Here is a 16,050-nt window from a genome sequence, read left to right as displayed (position 1 = left end):
CTTTAATGATTTGGGTAGTTCCAATAAGCAAATCCCAGTTGATGAGCCAACTGCAACTGGGGTGATATTTGATTGTCATAAAGCTCGAAGAACCGATGTGAGGGTAAATTAAGCAATTCTTTGACAGAAACACCAAATACAGCAAAGTCATCTAATAACTTGTTCTTCGGACTTTTATCGAATACAATTTGCAAACCCATTCTTTGTAAATCAACAAAATCCTTCAAAAAACTTTTATTCGGCAACTTATTATTTTTTGATGAATTGATACTTGAATCAGCTGGTACCAGATTCCAAATCAAGTTATGAGCAGTAAAACTCCATGGTATGTAATGTTCAACGTCAAACTTTTGGGGCGTAAGCTGTTTATGGGTATAAATGCACTGTAACTGTTCGACTTGGTCAAAAACAATTTGCCAGTACATACGCTGCGCCACTAAACTTCCTCTTACGGCCGGTTTTATTAACTTACCCGCAATATCAGGTACCCCTGGATTTTTTGACTGAACATATTGCGATAAACACCAATAACCATAATCAATCAAAAGCTTATAATTCGATTTCAAAAAGGATATCCATGTAGAATTTATGACAATGGTATTACGGTCACGAAAGATTGCATAGGGAGCTTCATTTTTATAATCCTGAGAATCTTTCTCTACCTGAGTATCACTCTTATAACCGATCCAGGGCGATAAGAAGCGGAAGGGCACATGCTTTCTAAAATGCATTACCTTCTCAACAATCTCTTTATCTGCTGTTTCTGTTAATATCTCTAATAGATTGTTCTTCCTAATATCAGCTGCTAATCCCCGATATTCCTTCACAAAGTCATTATGCTGACTAATTAAATCCTGAGCCCCCCAAAATGCAGCTTAAAAAAATGAACCGGATACCAGGCATTTACCAGCATACGCGCACAAATACGCCGTATCGGAATCTCCTCCAACCCTTCTTCAACCAAGCATTCAAGTATACCAATAAACCAATAAGCCTTATAGCTGGCACTCATATTGGCAAATACCGGAGGAAGCTTAGATTGAGGGGTTACAATTAATTCGTTCATAATACTGACAGATAAAGCTTAAATATAAATAAATCCTGATAAATGACAATCCCAACATCCCCAATCCCTCAGTTAAATAGTTCACCAAATTCTCAGTTCCCCAGTTATTCACCTCAACCCTTCAACTAATAAACTCCTCAACCAGTTTATCAATTCAACCCTTCAACTATTCCCCTCATCATTAATCGAACATCCCAACATACTTGACCAGGTCCATCGGTGTTCGTCATCCCTTGTCGGCAAAAGCGCATGCCGTATCGTGCCAGCCAATGCCTCCGTGTCAATTTTTAAAGTCTCGGCATCCGCTGTCTCGCCCTCCGGGTGGCTCATTCCCTATTTCATAGCTAACAATCATTAATCCCAAACCTCATCAATTCATCAATTTCACAGTTCACCAATTCGTCTTTAATTAGTCAAGCGGCAAATCATCTCACTACTCATTACTCAGTACTCACCACTTTAATATTCGCCAATCCGTCACGCCCTTTGCAACTCCCACGGTCTTCCTCACGGCAGCTCTCTTTGTGCCTCGGGCACATTGTCATCACCGCCTTGCTACGCTGCGCCTGTTCGGCCAATAAGCCCTCACCCCAAGCGCTGCCTGTGTTTGGCTCGCCTGCTAGTCGCTGCGGGCATCGGGCTGCTGCGCCCCGTGGGCAAAGCCCTTACGGGGTCACATTTTTGCACTGGCCTCCGTATTCACTCCAGCCAGTACAAAAATCTGCCATCCCTCGGCTTGTCCGTTCCGTACCTCCACTACCAAGCTATGGCAGTTTCCGCTATTTCATCGCTCTCAACCTGCCACCCTTGCTCCACTCGCAGTCGGCTCGACCCGCTATTCCACCGCAAACCGCCTCCGCCACCTCATCCACCGTCCTCCGTTCCGGCTCCTGAGCTTGCCGAAGGACTCATTGCGCTTCCATCCTACGCTAGCCGCAGGCGCTTGAGCCTCATTTTATGCTTCATACTGCCACTACCATGTGATATTTATATCTGTATAACTTAAATGTTTAATTTCAGTATTGACAAATCTTATTTAACCCGGTAATTTTATGGACACCTCCCTGATAGTCTTGTTCTCGTTCGAATACAATCTAAATTACACTGTCATGAAATCCATAACCACTACATTACTTGCTCTTACAATTTCATTTTGCTTCTCATTTATATTAGCACAAGAGGAAAAAAAGAGTCTGGAGCTAAAGGAGCAAACAGTTAAAACCAAACACAAACTGGTAATTAATAATTCTACACTCAACTACACAGCAACAGCTGGCACCATCATCCTCAAGAATAAAGACCAAAAGCCAGCAGCCTCTATCTTTTATGTAGCTTATTCTTTAGATGATAACATAACTAACCGGCCGGTTACCTTTTCTTTCAACGGAGGTCCTGGCTCTTCTTCATTTTGGTTGAATCTGGGGATTCTTGGTCCCAAAAGAGTAAAAATGAGTGACAATGGTCGATCAACACCTCCCCCTTATCATCTGATTGATAACATCTATTCGGTGCTGCCAAATACCGACCTGGTCTTCATCGATCCTGTGGGTACTGGCTTTAGCATTGCTCTTGATCCAACTTCTCAAGACTTCTTCTATGGGATTGATGAAGATATTCAGGCGACTGCCGAATTCATTCGCCTATACTTATCTAAAAATAATCGCTTTAATTCTCCAAAACTAATCATTGGAGAAAGCTATGGCGGCTTTAGAGCTTGTGGAGTAACATCCTTTTTGCAGAACGAATACGGCTTGTATATCAATGGTATCATGCTTATTTCTCCATTTACAAATGATATACTCACCTGGGACTCCCCGGGTAATGAGCTACCATATATGACCACCTTACCATTTTACACGGCAACGGCCTGGTTCCATAATAAATTAAATGATGATTTAATGCCAGACCTGTTTTCAACCATCAAAAAATCAGAGACATTTGCCCATAATGAACTTGCTCTGGCAATAATAAAAGGAAATAACCTATCAGAATCAGAGTTAAACAGTCTTGCATTAAACCTCTCTGAATTCACAGGTTTAGATGTGGAATATCTAAAAAGCAAGAAGTTGCGCATTAGCACTAAAATGTTCTATGACAAACTACTTGAAAAGGAAGGTCTGATGATAGGTCGGTACGACTCCCGTTTAACAAGACGGATTAATCCAACTGACAGTTGGTCTAATTATGCCATATATGACCCAAGTACCACATTTATGGACGGTTCATATTCATCCACATTTTTCCAATACCTAAAAACAGATCTTAACTACCCGGATGATCGTCAGTACATTACCTTTAACAGCTCTATAGCTAATCGTTGGAAACTAGGCAAATTTAAAGGTCGGCCAATCTACTTGGGTGAAGACATTAGTAGAGCGTTGATTAAGAATCCTTTTCTTAAGATATTTGTAGCAGCAGGTTACTATGATGGTGCCACCCCCTTCTCTGTAACCAACTATTGTTTTGACCATATCCATTTTGAAGAGAATACTAAAGACAACGTCACCATTAAATACTACGAAGCCGGTCACATGATATACAATGACCAAACCCAGTTACAAAAGTTGAGCGAAGATCTAAACCAATTTATTAAATCCGCTTATTAATTTTTCTATCAAGCCATGAAACTTTCCCTTCTAGCATGCCTCGTGATAACCCTGTTTTGCACCTTCGGCTTTGGGCAAAAAAGCAATGTGCAGATAAGAATTACTGCCTTTTATTGAGAATGAATATAAACTTTCTGATCCTAATCGTAGGATAATTGGTATTGTATTTTTTTCAATAGGCAGTTTACAATGGTGGAACCATGGCATGACTTTAATAAGATCATCGAGGAGCGTAACTATACAGGCTTCGTCTACCAAACAGCTATTATTGGAAATGAAACCCACTACTCGATGTTCCCGGCCGCATTAACTAAAGGAATAAAATTCGTACTCAATCATTAAAATCAATATCTTATGAAGACTCACATAGTATTCTTTCTATTTATCTATAATGTCATTTTATGTTGTAGCCAAACCAACGAAATCGTCCATTTAAAAGACGTGGATATTTATTACGAGAGCTATGGAGAAGGATCCCCACTTGTTCTTTTGCATGGCTTTACACAAACACATGCTGACTGGTATCATCTGATTGATTCTCTTTCATCTCATTATCAACTTATAATCCCTGATTTGCGAGGGCATGGACAGTCTACCAACCCGGCGCATAAATTCACATGTAAACAATCCGCCATTGACATCTACAGCCTATTAGATCATCTTGATATTAATAAATTCAAAGCTATTGGCTATAGTGCCGGAGGCCTCACGCTTTTACACATGGCCCTTATGGATACCTCCAGACTGGAAGCCATGGTTTTGATTGGCACAGCGCCTTACTTCCCCAAGTCTAGTCGTAATGTTCTTAAGGATTATACCTATGAAACACTTAACAAAGCAACAAGGGATTATTACTTAAAAATACACCCACGGGGGGAAAAGCAAGTCAGGGAACTTCTTCATCAACTCAATGGCTTTTCCGAATCCTACAACGACATAAATTTCACTGCGCCGATGCTTTCAACCATCCGTACTAAAACGCTAATCATTCAAGGCGACCGGGATATCCTTTTTCCGGTTGAAACAGCCCTTGAGTTATACCGCTCTATACCTAACGCATATTTATGGATCGCACCTAACTACGGACATGACCTGATCTCTGCTAGCCCGGTGTGGCATACTCCTTTTATCAATATACTTAACAACTTCTTCTATAAACCGCACTAGACGAATCTTGACCCTTGATACTTTTTCATTGCATCTCCTAACTAACCCCAACCTGGACGAGTCACAAAAGTACTAATTATCAATATTTTAGTATCAACACTATTGGCAGCTTGCTTATATTTTCTGCCAAAAAATACACGAATTTCAATTGATAGACACTAATAGCCAGAACCTAACACCTAAGAGCTACCCCTTATTTCCTGTTCAGTTTTTTTAACCGTGTTAAATAGGCCTGTTCGTAGTTACGCTTCAACTTTTCAGACAGATAGGAGTGACTAATTAACCTTAAAACATCATCCTTCCCGGAACTGAGCAGAGCAAAAATATTATCAATCAGTTTGATATTGATGCCTGCCAACTCACCAAGTTGATAAAACTGCTCATGCACTTTTCCCTTTGCCAGAGCTGGAGGTAACAAACCATCATCCAGTGCAAAATCCCTATCTTCAATGTGAATGCGGCTATTCAACAAATCGTAAGCCGGACTCAATTTATAATCTCCAAAGTCAGTTTGTATGAGTGAAAAGTTTTTAAAATGTGCATCGCCGTTAGAAAATAAATAATTAAACAGGATAAGCTTCAAAAGCTTGGGAGCTTCAATATTATAGGCAGGAACAAACTTTTTCATTATCACAAATAAATCATAATAGTTACCCAGGTATTTATAGTTTGTGCCATGTGTTTGAGGCGTTCTTAGCGCTAAAGCAGCAAAATCTTCCTGTGCCACCTTCGTGTTGTCATCTTGAACATCAAATCGCTTAGTAATATAGGCCGGTTCGCCGTTACGAAAAAAAATAAGCGCATTTTCGGCCGTTTCGATATTAAAAACCTGCCTTGCTATTTGCATCGTTAAATGCTCGTTGGCTGGCATCATTTCAGGATGTTTACCAGCACTTGGTTGAGGTTTAAGAATGTATTGCCCTTGTTCGCCTTCGGTAATTAAACGCAATTTATTTTTATCCAGCAAAACAGAGAATTTTTCTTGTACCCCGGAAATAGACATCCTTTTTCGGTTATCCGCAAACAGTTCATCAGTTAACGCGTTCGTTGCCGGCGACTCGTAAGGAAGAATATGACTTACCTTCTTCCCCTTGAATACACGCTTTAGAGCTGTTGCTGAATAGGTTTTATTTCCTTCTTTTAATGTACCGGGGCAATAGTGTATATCAGGTAAACTGGAAAAAACGCTGAAGTTGACCACCTCTTAACGATTTAAATTGACCAGGTCTAACGAATGAAAGTGACCACTCTCTGACGCTCCAAAGTGACCAGGCTCTAACGGAGCAAATTGACCAGGTAAAATCAAAGACTTTTTCATGCTGCTGAAGCTGTAAATTGTTGCATTTAACCAAATGCTAAAATCTATGGCTAATAAACTAACAGACATGAGTAAAGTAAGAAAAGTATTAAATCTACATCATCAGGGTAAAAGCAAGTCGTTTATCAGTCGCTACTTGACGTTGTCACGCAATACGGTTAAGAAGTACATCGCCCTGTATTCGGTGCTCAAAATGAGCATCAATGACCTTAAAGAAAAGAGTGACAGCGAACTTGAGCAGTTATTTAGCCATAATCAACAAGAGGTTTTAACACCGAAACAACAGGCGCTTTACAAGTTCTTCCCATACGTTGAACGGCAATTAAAGAAGACTGGTATTACCCGGCAGCACATGTGGAGAGAATACATCGCTAAACACCCCGACGGCTTTAAATCGAGCCAATTTGGGATGTATTATCGCCGTTGGAGCCAGAAGGTCAATCCGGTGATGCACATGAACCACAAGTCGGGCGACAAGATGTTTATTGACTATGCTGGTAAAACACTGGAGATAGTCAACCTTAACAGTGGTGAAGTCAAGCAGGTGCAGTTTTTTGTGGCTATTTTGGGTGCCAGCCAATACACTTACGCTGAAGCATCGATGAGTCAGAAGAAAGAGGATTTTGTTGCATCAGTAGAAAACGCTTTGCACTTCTTTAATGGTGTTCCGGCTGCCATTGTACCTGATAACTTAAAGTCAGCCGTAACCAAGAGCCATCGTTATGAACCGAAGCTCAATGAAACGTTCCAGGACTTTGCAGAGCATTATGACACAACCATTCTACCAGCCAGAGCTTATAAGCCAAGGGATAAATCATTAGCCGAAGGAGCTGTAAAAATCCTGTATCAGCGCATATACCCAGTTATTAATCGACAGGTGTTTCATAATCTCAGAGACTTGAATAAAGCCATCTGGAAGGAGTTGGAGACGCATAATAACGCTAAGCTTACCGGACGACCAACATCACGTTATCAGCTCTATATCGAGGATGAAAAAGCACATTTAAAACCCTTACCTGTGGAGCGCTACGAGATTAAAAAGCAGGCTATGGCTACAGTTATGCTCAACGGCCATGTGCTCCTTGGTGAAGACAAACACTATTACAACGTGCCTTACCAGTATATCCGCAAACGCGTTAAGTTGCTTTATACATCATCCTCCGTCGAAGTTTATTATAAATACAATCGCATTGCTACCCACAAGCGTGAGTTAAGGCCATACAACTACACTACAAACAGTGAGCATCTGGCAACCACGCATCGCTTTATCACCGATTAGACACCACAACGTTTTATCAACTGGGCAGCTTCCATTGATGAACCAGTTAAAGAATTTATTGTGCAACTTCTCGAGCACAAGCAGCATCCGGAACAAGCTTATCGCAGCTGCATGGGTGTACTTTCTATGGCCAAGAAAGTAGGCAACCAACGTTTGAGCAATGCTTGTAAACGTGCCTTGGAACATCATGTTTTCAACTACAAGATTGTCCATAATATCTTAAAACGAGGCCTTGATAAGATAGATGAAGAGTCTGATGACCAACAATCAATCCCCTTTCATAATAACATACGGGGTGATAAATATTACGAATAACTAAAGCTTATCAGATATGAACGAGACAACACTATCTAAAATGCGACAGATGAAGTTCTACGGTATGTACAGCGCTTTTATGACGGCTATAGAGACAGGCAAAACAGACCACTATACGCTTGACCAGTTTGTATCCATGCTGATTGATTCAGAATGGGATGATCGGAATAATCGTAAGATAGAAAGGGCTATTAAAAATGCTCGCTTTCATTACAAAGCGTCAATGGAAAACATCATCTACGATGAAGGTCGCAACATTGACCAGACTAAGTTGATGCGCTTAGCGGAATGTAGTTTTATAGGTAAGAATGAAAACGTGCTTATCACTGGCAGTACAGGAGCTGGAAAAAGTTACCTGGCTACATCTCTGGGTTATCAGGCTTGTATCTCAGGTTACCGTGTGATGTACCATAACACCACTAAACTGTTTTCTAAACTAAAAATGGCCAAGGCTGATAGTTCTTACCTGAAGGAACTGGCTAAAAAAGAACGGCAGCATTTGATTATCCTAGATGATTTTGGATTGCAACCACTGGATAGTCAAAAATAGAATTGCACTGCTGGAAATTATGGAAGACAGACACAGTAAAGGCTCGATGATTGTTACATCGCAAATACCTATCAAAGGCTGGTATGAAATTATTGGTGAGAAAACCATTGCTGATGCAATCCTGGATCGGTTAATACACCAAGCACATCGTATTGAACTTACAGGAGAATCCATGAGAAGAAAACGTTCTTCATTTAAAAAGGAAAATGATTAAATTTGTTTGAATCCCAATAGCAGAAAAAAGTTCTTTTTTTACTGAAAAACGAGGGTGGTCACTTTGTATCGTTACAAGGTGGTCACATTAAATCGTTTTAGGGTGGTCAATATGACCGTTATTTCCAGTCAGGGGCGCACCATATCATCCGCAGACTCAGGGCAAGATTGAGCGCTATCACAGGACAATGAAGAATATCGTTAAACTGGATAACTATTACTATCCAGATGATTTAAGAGCCAGCTTAGAAGCATTTGTCAATTATTACAATTATGAGCGTTACCATGAATCGTTAGATAACTTAACGCCATCTGATGTCTATTTTGGCAATGCAGAACAGCGTTTACAACAACGAATGCAAATTAAAAAATCAACCATGAAAGAAAGGGGAAGGAAAAACCGGAAAGCTGCATCGTAGCAGCTATTGGAACCATTGAAAACTCTTTGAGTTTTCAATGGTTCCAATAGCTCATCATTATCATCATGATTTAGCTGTTTGGAGAACTAAAAGTATCTCTTAATTTTAAGCATCAATTTGTCCAATAAGTTTTGACGTCAAACAATCTTAATATCATGTTTAATGAAAATTTTATTGATACAGTGGAATAAAAGCTACTGTTCTTTTACCTTCTGTTTTGCATTCCATACCAAAACCGCCAAAACAAAAGATACTATAGACGCCCCAATCCAAAACATACCAACTGTTGTAAAATTATAGTCATATTGTTCAACTCCATTAAGCATCCCCGAATATGTTTTATGCTTATCAATCAAGTAACCGCTTATTACATCCTGTATACCTGCACCTATGTAACTTGCTATACCAACAATACCAAGAGCTGCTCCACTGGCATTTCTGGGGACTATATCAATAGCCATTAATCCACCCAAGAAACAAATTAGCACACCTATGGCAATACCAAACAACACCATACTTAATACATTTATCCACAAACTATCGCCCGACAATAGAAACAAACTTAAAGATACCGTATTTAAAACACCAAAAATCAGAGCCGGAACATTTCTACTTCCTTTAAATAATTTATCGGAAAACCAACCTGATACTATAGTACCAATAATCCCCAACAAAGCATTAATGGAAATTATCCGCGTTGCCATTTCAAGAGAAAAGCCCTTATGTTCCTGCAAAAAAAGCACTCCCCATCCGTTTATTGCATAACGGCTTATATACATAAACGCACTTGAAAAAGCTAATACCCAAACATAAGGATTCTTTAACACTTCAATTTGTGTTTTACTCACCTCTGTTTTTTTCTCTTCTCTTTCATTAGAAAGCTTTTCCAGCGATGGCAACGCTTTACTCTCAGGCGAGTCGTGCATAAAAAACACTATTACTATCACTCCCACTGCACCTGCCAATGCTGCACTTACAAATCCCCATTGCCATCCTACAAGACTTACTATAAGTCCTACAAAAATGAACGACAAAAACTCTCCAAAGTTATGACTTGCACTAAAAAAGCCATAATATGTACCCCGTTCTTTTTTAGGAAACCACCGTGACAATGAAACGATACTTGGTCCGGCACCCATTGATTGACTCCATCCGTTAATCCCCCACAATAGAATAAATGACATTAAAAACAAGTTAGTTGTTGAACCAATATTGCTATTCATTAACCCTAATATGCCAACAATTAAATTGGCACAAGCGGATACAATCAATCCGGTAGCCATAAACCGCCTGATATTGGAATGATCAGCTAAAAAACTATTCACAAATTTCCCAATCGCATATGTAAAAAGCAAAGCCGATCCAATATAACCAAGTTGCTTCGTATCAAGAATGCCACTTTCTAATATAGGCTTCTTAACAACATTCAACCCTGTTCTACTAACATAATAGAAACTATAACCAATTGTCGCTGCCAAGAATGTCTGCCAACGCAGACGTTTGTATCGCTTACGTTGTTGAAATTCCGACTCCGAAGGATTTACTTCTAAAGCCGGTTTCTTCTTATAAAAGTTCAAATTCATTTAATAATCAATATTATAAAAGCTTTAATAAAGCCAATGTAGTATAGGATCCTGAACGTCGTATTCACGATCCGTATCATTATCTAAATAAAATGGATAAATTTTAAACTAAAAAAAGCACAGTCACAACAGGCTTCTTTTAGTCATGAGATATAGATCATTAAAATTGTATGATCTCTCTAAAGATTGGACACCAATTATGCAATTTATGTGTGGTGCAATTAATTTGGAATGTTACTGTTTCTCCACGACTATCGCGCAAGTTACCGCGAGCTCCATTCAGAGCACCGGTAGTTTTACCATTAATTGCATAAGTAATCACATCTCCTGATTGAACAGGCTCTGAACAAACAAACCTAACGGCATCTTCTCCAGATAACACAACCGATTCAATTTTGATTTCACGATCACCCCTATAGATGTTAAATCCATAGTTATCAATAAAACGCACTTGCTTGGTATCCAAAGCTAAAGGCGCAACAGGCACATGAAAAGTCACAGTCAATTCATTACCATTCGAAACATAACTAGTTGGGTGTATAGGTAACATTGATTCACCATCAACCACGGCCTTTTTAATAGCATAACCAAAATAAGCCCCTACCAACTTAGATGACCCAGCGGTTAAATGCACATTATCCAAACCATAAATAATTGGATACATGGCAGTAGAGAAAATAAATTGATCAGGGTGCTCAAGCGCCAGTTGATATTGTGCTATCGAAATTTCCGGATATACCTCCTTATCTATATTCGAGCTGTGCCGTACCATCCAATACCTATTGAAGGCAGCCGTTTGTGAAAGAACACATGGAACTCCTTCGGTTTGCCCGCTTATGGCCTTGATATCAGCTTCAATACTTGCCTGCATTTGAATAACATGACTCTTATAAAGTGCCGGATCCATGTAGGCATAGGTATCCGCTTCGCCATGAATAAAAGTAAAACATGGCACTTTATAGCTCTTGCTATCCATATCGGCTAATTGCTTGGCTCGTTCAACACCTTTAAGAATATAACCATATGTATTTTCATTACCTTTAATTAAACCTGTAATGGAAGTGCCTCCTTTACCTGCAGCTTGAAAAACCAATTGCTTTGTAAAAGTTCCGTCTTGCTTTGAGATAGTTTCTATCAACATTTCCGACATACCACTATAGGGCGTCTCTGCATAATTGACATGGTTAGCCCATACTTTTTCAATCAAAGGAACAAATGTTACGTTGGTAAAATCTGTGGCCGCATAGTCCAATGTGCGCAACTCTTTACTAAACATCAATGAATTATACTTTTGAGCCTGTGAAATAACACATTGATCAACTGAACCTAATGAGAGTGATTGACCATACCCAATGATATGATTAATATCTGAAAGCGTAAATGCATTAACACTCTTCAACGCTTTTACCTGCTCTTTTTCCACAACAGGTCTGGAAACCAATTGAACGTTTTGAGCATATGTAGCCCCTGAAAGCAACAATCCCATTAATACTGGCAATACTATTTTCAATTTCATAATATTCGTAATTATCAATTAATCGTTCACTTAACAACCAAGCGTTCTACAATCGTTTTGTTTTCAATTTTCATATTCACAATATAAATACCTGCAGACAGTCCATTCAAACAAATAACCGACCCAAGGTCTGATGTCTCGAAACGCTTTACACCAGCCAAATCATAAATCACCAGATGCTGTATTTCAGCACTGCTTTTCAATCGGATTTGCTGATTTGCCGGATTTGGATAGATAATGCTTTCATTACGTTTAAAAGCATCCTCAATACTTGTTGGTGAAGAATATTCTGCAGCTCCAACACAAGGAATTTCAGCCCGAACATTAGCATTTTGATCAATCGCCGGAATAATTTCAGGATCATGGACAGCATACCCCACACCAGCCTGATAAGCCACACTATTAGTACCAGAAAGCAATACTACACCACTCTTATCCAACACGGGAACTTTGTTAGTAGTAACCGAATAGTCGGCAAACAAAGCTGACTCCGGTGAGTATGAAAACGCTACCGTATTTGTACAAGTTTCCACACCGACGGAGGTTCCAAAAATATTATTACGCCCCTCTAAAACATACGCAAAGGTATGTTGGGCAATAACATCTTGCAATCCAGAAGCATCGTAATTGTAGGCAAAAATATTGTTAATCAGTGTTACTGAAAATGCATAACTATCACCCTTTGTATTATCAATAATCATAGCACCAGCACCATTAGCTGCAGAAGTATTTCCGGTAAATGTATTATTAATAAAGGTCCATTGCCCACGTGTTGTTTTGGTTGAATTAGTGCAAAAATAAACCGCTCCGGCTAATGGTCCCTGATTATTTACAAAAGTGGAGTTAATAACTTTAGTGGAACAGTGATTATGGTTGGCAGCAATAGCACCACCTCCTGCAGTAGCATGTGTCGACTTATTACTATCAAATAAACATCTATCTATTTCTACAACTCCCTTATCCTGCGCATAATTAACAATAGCACCTCCTGTGCTATTCTGAGATTCGTTAGATTTAAAGACACAATCAGAGATCTTTGTCGCATCATAGGTTGCAATAGCACTACCATTTCCTTTCGCTATGTTGTTTTCGAAAAAACAGCCTTCCAAAACACTCGTACCCTTTAATATCAAAGCTCCTCCATTAGCTGTGGTTGCCTGATTATTAATAAATGTACAGTTAATTAGCTTTGCAATTCCATTATAGCCAACTAAATGGATTGCACCGGAATAATTACCTTTACCTCCATCAATAGTAACATTATAAGCTTTAAGCACATTGTAGTCAAACATGGTTATTCCTGCTCCACAATTGGCCACATTACTGGCAGTAGAGTGTGTGCCCGTAATGTTCCCAGGATACAAATTTAAATTGTATAGCACTACATCTGAAGCGGATGCTCCGGTATCACTTGCTTTTCCTATCTCGATAAGTTTCTGTTTTGTAATTCCTGGATCAGCAACTTGAATAACAGCACCCTGACCATTTATTTTAACATCCTTATCGATTATCAACGATGATGCCAAAGTAATAGTAAAATTGCCCGGAATAACAATACTGTCACCATCCACTGCATTGGCAACAGCTTGCCTTAATGAGCCTTCACCACTATCAGCATTAGTGGTTACTTCTATGGTTTTACCTGGATCAAACACATTATTCTTCTCAATCAATCCATCAGTACGGGCCAACCATACTTCATCTACATAATAAACATTGGCATTCAGCAACTCAAACCGCACCTTATCTTCTTCACTCTCCGAGACATTACTATAATCATAAGTCAATTCATACCTGCTCCAGTCTTTTGTTAAGGCAACAGCACCAATTTTAGTTACTCCAAGTAATACGTTCATTTGTCCGCCATCCTCGGCAGAACGCGCATAAAATGATAATGCTACTTCTTTACGGGGAATCATTACCTTACCAGGCATCGTTTCAATAAAACTGCCATCTCCATTTGTATGGGTTTCGACCAAACAAGCATAATCAGTATCCAGATGTCCAGGGGCACGCTTGGTACAGGCATCACTTCCCAAATTAACATTCCAATCGCTGGGCAAAGGCGATTCGCCCTCAATCAGCCATGCATCAAAACCACTGTCAGTAAAATAATCGGTATGCGCATCCGACACTTCATATACACGAGGCTCGCTAATATAATAATCACATTCTTTGGTAAGCGTGGTAACATTATTACAATTAGGGTAGATAGCTAGCTTTACTACTTTTAAACGTCCTAAATCCTCTACGTCCCTCAGATCAACATCCATTGATATTTTCTGCCAGTTACCCGGAGTATGATAATTACCTCCACTGGTTGTTACCGATTGCATGATAACTTGAGCAACCCTGGAACCATTATCATTAGTATAGTTTTCATTCAAGTGAGTGACTTCAGCTGTATAATACATATCCCTGGTCGAGAACCATATCCAAAATTCAAGCCTGTACCTCTTAGCCTCTAAGCCACTAATACGCTGGCCTACAAAACAATTAGAACGGGCAGAAGATGACTTATAGGCTACATTACAATGCACAAAGGCATTCGTAAAACCACTTTGAGTTTCCCGGCTAATTTCGCCATTTACCACTTCCTGATTCAACTTATGAATCCACTTATCAGTTTCATCTGTTGAATTAGTAAGATAATCGTGTTGAAAAAACGGATCCTTTATCAGATTTGTCTGAGCATTGGTAATCCCTGTATGTAGCAGGGCCAATAGCATTATTAACAAAATATTAAGTTTCATTATTCATATAAATTTAGAAATTGATTTAATTTTCGGACATACAATACCCTGTCCAACTGACACCTTGCAGTTAGGTTTCTAATATTTAACCTATAAGAAATATGTCGATTATACCCCCACAACTCATATTCGTTGTGAGGGTACATTCTAGAATCTATTCTTCACTATCCTTAACACATCGAACAGCAAGTCCATAGCTGCTTCGGTAGGTATTGTGTTTAAAATAATCGTCAGCGCCTTTGAAGTATCTGTTATAAGCCCTGGCAGTTCCTGTTTCGGTTGTACCGGTCTCGTACTTTGAGAAAGTAGATGTCCATAAATAGCCATAGCTTGGTGAACCTTCAAAATCTAATGCACTATCACTTTTTCTTCGTCCTGTTGGTAGCAATCCGTATCCATATTCATCAGTACCTTGATTAACATCCCAACCCGACCGAGCTTTCAAAGGATCTCCTCCGGTATTAACATCTTTACCAATCGCTACCAGTAACTCATCATATTCCTCATTGCTTGGCAAGTGCCATCCATCCGGACAGACACCCTGGCAAACAGTGTAAGTTTGCATGTAAGCATCCAGACTCGAAGCATCAGCCACATTTTCCGGGATACCAATTGCAGCATACCAATTGTATAGTACACCCAACTGTTCATAGTTAGTTTTTGCATTTGTGTTAGCATTAAGAACCGTCATATCCCCGCCTTCATCAAAGTCATATACATAATAATGACTGGTAAAAGGCTGACTTTCACTACCAGTTGTATTACCTGAGAAAGAATGACCTGCAGGTAAATATGCCAGGTTTTCAGCCATCCATACCTGGTCACCAATAGTGGTTATTTTATAAGTTCTGCCGTCACGTTCATCAATTAATACATCAGGCTCAACTATCACAGGTGCTTCCGTCAAAGCGGTAACTGTAGTACCAACTGATTTATTAACATAAATATCCACCGTTTGCAACGTAAACGTATATTCAGTTTCATCGTCTAACCCTACAATTTCATACGAAGTAAACTCAGGAGTTAATAAAATAGGCTGTGAAACATCATTAACAGGCACAAAAGTAATTCGTATTTGAGCTGCATCGCTTTTTTCCGGAAGATCCCATTGCAAAGCCACCTTTCCTTGACCAGGCGTAGCCACTAAATTAAGTACTTCAGTAGGAGGTGTTGTATCGATCACTTCTGTTTTTTCCTCCTCACAGCTTATGAATACAAGCATCAATATTATGAGCTTTGGCAAAACGTATTTTTTTAATCTCATT

General features: G+C 39.4%; 14 protein-coding genes and 1 pseudogene. 7 read left to right on the top strand and 8 right to left on the bottom strand.

Annotation, left to right across the window (positions count from 1 at the left end; genetic code table 11):
• Nucleotides 1-2: 2 nt before the first annotated feature.
• The 3 genes from ACRD7A_RS14655 to ACRD7A_RS14645 form a co-directional block, all read right to left on the bottom strand.
• Nucleotides 3-827, bottom strand: a complete 825-nt coding sequence (locus ACRD7A_RS14655) for an HNH endonuclease domain-containing protein (protein WP_430811928.1) — start codon at nt 825-827, stop codon at nt 3-5.
• A 20-nt stretch (nt 828-847) separates the two neighbouring features.
• Nucleotides 848-1,066 carry a hypothetical protein gene (locus ACRD7A_RS14650; protein ID WP_430811927.1) on the bottom strand — a complete coding sequence of 73 codons (219 nt, stop codon included), beginning with the start codon at nt 1,064-1,066 and terminating at the stop codon, nt 848-850.
• 162 nt (nt 1,067-1,228) lie between these two features.
• The gene (locus ACRD7A_RS14645; RefSeq protein ID WP_430811926.1) at nt 1,229-1,396 is read right to left on the bottom strand and encodes a hypothetical protein; all 168 of its coding nucleotides are present in this window, start codon (nt 1,394-1,396) and stop codon (nt 1,229-1,231) included.
• 779 nt (nt 1,397-2,175) lie between these two features.
• Here ACRD7A_RS14645 and ACRD7A_RS14640 point away from each other — a divergent pair.
• Nucleotides 2,176-3,672: a S10 family peptidase gene (locus tag ACRD7A_RS14640; protein ID WP_430811925.1), complete on the top strand. Its 1,497-nt coding sequence runs from the start codon at nt 2,176-2,178 to the stop codon at nt 3,670-3,672.
• Between the two features lie 354 nt (nt 3,673-4,026).
• Nucleotides 4,027-4,839 (top strand): alpha/beta fold hydrolase, encoded by an 813-nt coding sequence (locus ACRD7A_RS14635; RefSeq protein WP_430811924.1) that lies wholly within the window; start codon nt 4,027-4,029, stop codon nt 4,837-4,839.
• A 193-nt stretch (nt 4,840-5,032) separates the two neighbouring features.
• Here ACRD7A_RS14635 and ACRD7A_RS14630 read toward each other — a convergent pair whose 3' ends face one another.
• Nucleotides 5,033-6,040, bottom strand: coding sequence for a type II toxin-antitoxin system HipA family toxin (locus ACRD7A_RS14630; RefSeq protein ID WP_430811923.1), 1,008 nt, complete (start codon nt 6,038-6,040; stop codon nt 5,033-5,035).
• 184 nt (nt 6,041-6,224) lie between these two features.
• Here ACRD7A_RS14630 and istA point away from each other — a divergent pair, with 184 nt between their 5' ends.
• The 5 genes and pseudogenes from istA to ACRD7A_RS14605 form a co-directional block, all read left to right on the top strand.
• Nucleotides 6,225-7,436, top strand: a complete 1,212-nt coding sequence (istA, locus tag ACRD7A_RS14625; RefSeq protein ID WP_430811922.1) for an IS21 family transposase — start codon at nt 6,225-6,227, stop codon at nt 7,434-7,436.
• Between the two features lie 60 nt (nt 7,437-7,496).
• Nucleotides 7,497-7,751: a hypothetical protein gene (locus tag ACRD7A_RS14620; protein ID WP_430811921.1), complete on the top strand. Its 255-nt coding sequence runs from the start codon at nt 7,497-7,499 to the stop codon at nt 7,749-7,751.
• A 16-nt stretch (nt 7,752-7,767) separates the two neighbouring features.
• The gene (locus ACRD7A_RS14615; protein ID WP_430811920.1) at nt 7,768-8,301 is read left to right on the top strand and encodes an ATP-binding protein; all 534 of its coding nucleotides are present in this window, start codon (nt 7,768-7,770) and stop codon (nt 8,299-8,301) included.
• Nucleotides 8,264-8,515 (top strand): ATP-binding protein, encoded by a 252-nt coding sequence (locus ACRD7A_RS14610; protein WP_430811919.1) that lies wholly within the window; start codon nt 8,264-8,266, stop codon nt 8,513-8,515. The genes ACRD7A_RS14615 and ACRD7A_RS14610 overlap by 38 nt, the downstream gene beginning before the upstream one ends.
• 142 nt (nt 8,516-8,657) lie before the next feature.
• A pseudogene (locus ACRD7A_RS14605) lies at nt 8,658-8,933 on the top strand (integrase core domain-containing protein); the annotation flags it as partial.
• Between the two features lie 194 nt (nt 8,934-9,127).
• Here ACRD7A_RS14605 and ACRD7A_RS14600 read toward each other — a convergent pair.
• The 4 genes from ACRD7A_RS14600 to ACRD7A_RS14585 form a co-directional block, all read right to left on the bottom strand.
• The gene (locus tag ACRD7A_RS14600) at nt 9,128-10,516 is read right to left on the bottom strand and encodes an MFS transporter (protein WP_430811918.1); all 1,389 of its coding nucleotides are present in this window, start codon (nt 10,514-10,516) and stop codon (nt 9,128-9,130) included.
• 160 nt (nt 10,517-10,676) lie between these two features.
• Nucleotides 10,677-12,032: a hypothetical protein gene (locus tag ACRD7A_RS14595; RefSeq protein ID WP_430811917.1), complete on the bottom strand. Its 1,356-nt coding sequence runs from the start codon at nt 12,030-12,032 to the stop codon at nt 10,677-10,679.
• Nucleotides 12,033-12,058: 26 nt separating this feature from the next.
• Nucleotides 12,059-14,785 (bottom strand): T9SS type A sorting domain-containing protein, encoded by a 2,727-nt coding sequence (locus ACRD7A_RS14590; protein WP_430811916.1) that lies wholly within the window; start codon nt 14,783-14,785, stop codon nt 12,059-12,061.
• Nucleotides 14,786-14,939: 154 nt separating this feature from the next.
• Entirely contained in the window at nt 14,940-16,007 is a 1,068-nt protein-coding gene (locus ACRD7A_RS14585; RefSeq protein WP_430811915.1) for an FISUMP domain-containing protein, read from the bottom strand.
• Nucleotides 16,008-16,050: the final 43 nt, after the last annotated feature.

Source organism: Carboxylicivirga longa (assembly GCF_050589825.1).
GTDB lineage: Bacteria > Bacteroidota > Bacteroidia > Bacteroidales > Marinilabiliaceae > Carboxylicivirga > Carboxylicivirga longa.
Note: the sequence above shows the minus strand (reverse complement) of the source record. Positions and strands in the feature narration are given on the sequence as shown.

What these genes read in the sequence shown, in the direction of transcription:
- ACRD7A_RS14650 (WP_430811927.1), bottom strand. Translation starts at nt 1,066, where the DNA reads ATGAACGAATTAATTGTAACCCCTCAATCTAAGCTTCCTCCGGTATTT.
- ACRD7A_RS14645 (WP_430811926.1), bottom strand. Translation starts at nt 1,396, where the DNA reads ATGAGCCACCCGGAGGGCGAGACAGCGGATGCCGAGACTTTAAAAATT.
- ACRD7A_RS14640 (WP_430811925.1), top strand. Translation starts at nt 2,176, where the DNA reads ATGAAATCCATAACCACTACATTACTTGCTCTTACAATTTCATTTTGC.
- ACRD7A_RS14635 (WP_430811924.1), top strand. Translation starts at nt 4,027, where the DNA reads ATGAAGACTCACATAGTATTCTTTCTATTTATCTATAATGTCATTTTA.
- istA (WP_430811922.1), top strand. Translation starts at nt 6,225, where the DNA reads ATGAGTAAAGTAAGAAAAGTATTAAATCTACATCATCAGGGTAAAAGC.
- ACRD7A_RS14615 (WP_430811920.1), top strand. Translation starts at nt 7,768, where the DNA reads ATGAACGAGACAACACTATCTAAAATGCGACAGATGAAGTTCTACGGT.
- ACRD7A_RS14610 (WP_430811919.1), top strand. Translation starts at nt 8,264, where the DNA reads ATGATTTTGGATTGCAACCACTGGATAGTCAAAAATAGAATTGCACTG.
- ACRD7A_RS14600 (WP_430811918.1), bottom strand. Translation starts at nt 10,516, where the DNA reads ATGAATTTGAACTTTTATAAGAAGAAACCGGCTTTAGAAGTAAATCCT.
- ACRD7A_RS14595 (WP_430811917.1), bottom strand. Translation starts at nt 12,032, where the DNA reads ATGAAATTGAAAATAGTATTGCCAGTATTAATGGGATTGTTGCTTTCA.
- ACRD7A_RS14590 (WP_430811916.1), bottom strand. Translation starts at nt 14,785, where the DNA reads ATGAAACTTAATATTTTGTTAATAATGCTATTGGCCCTGCTACATACA.
- ACRD7A_RS14585 (WP_430811915.1), bottom strand. Translation starts at nt 16,007, where the DNA reads ATGCTTGTATTCATAAGCTGTGAGGAGGAAAAAACAGAAGTGATCGAT.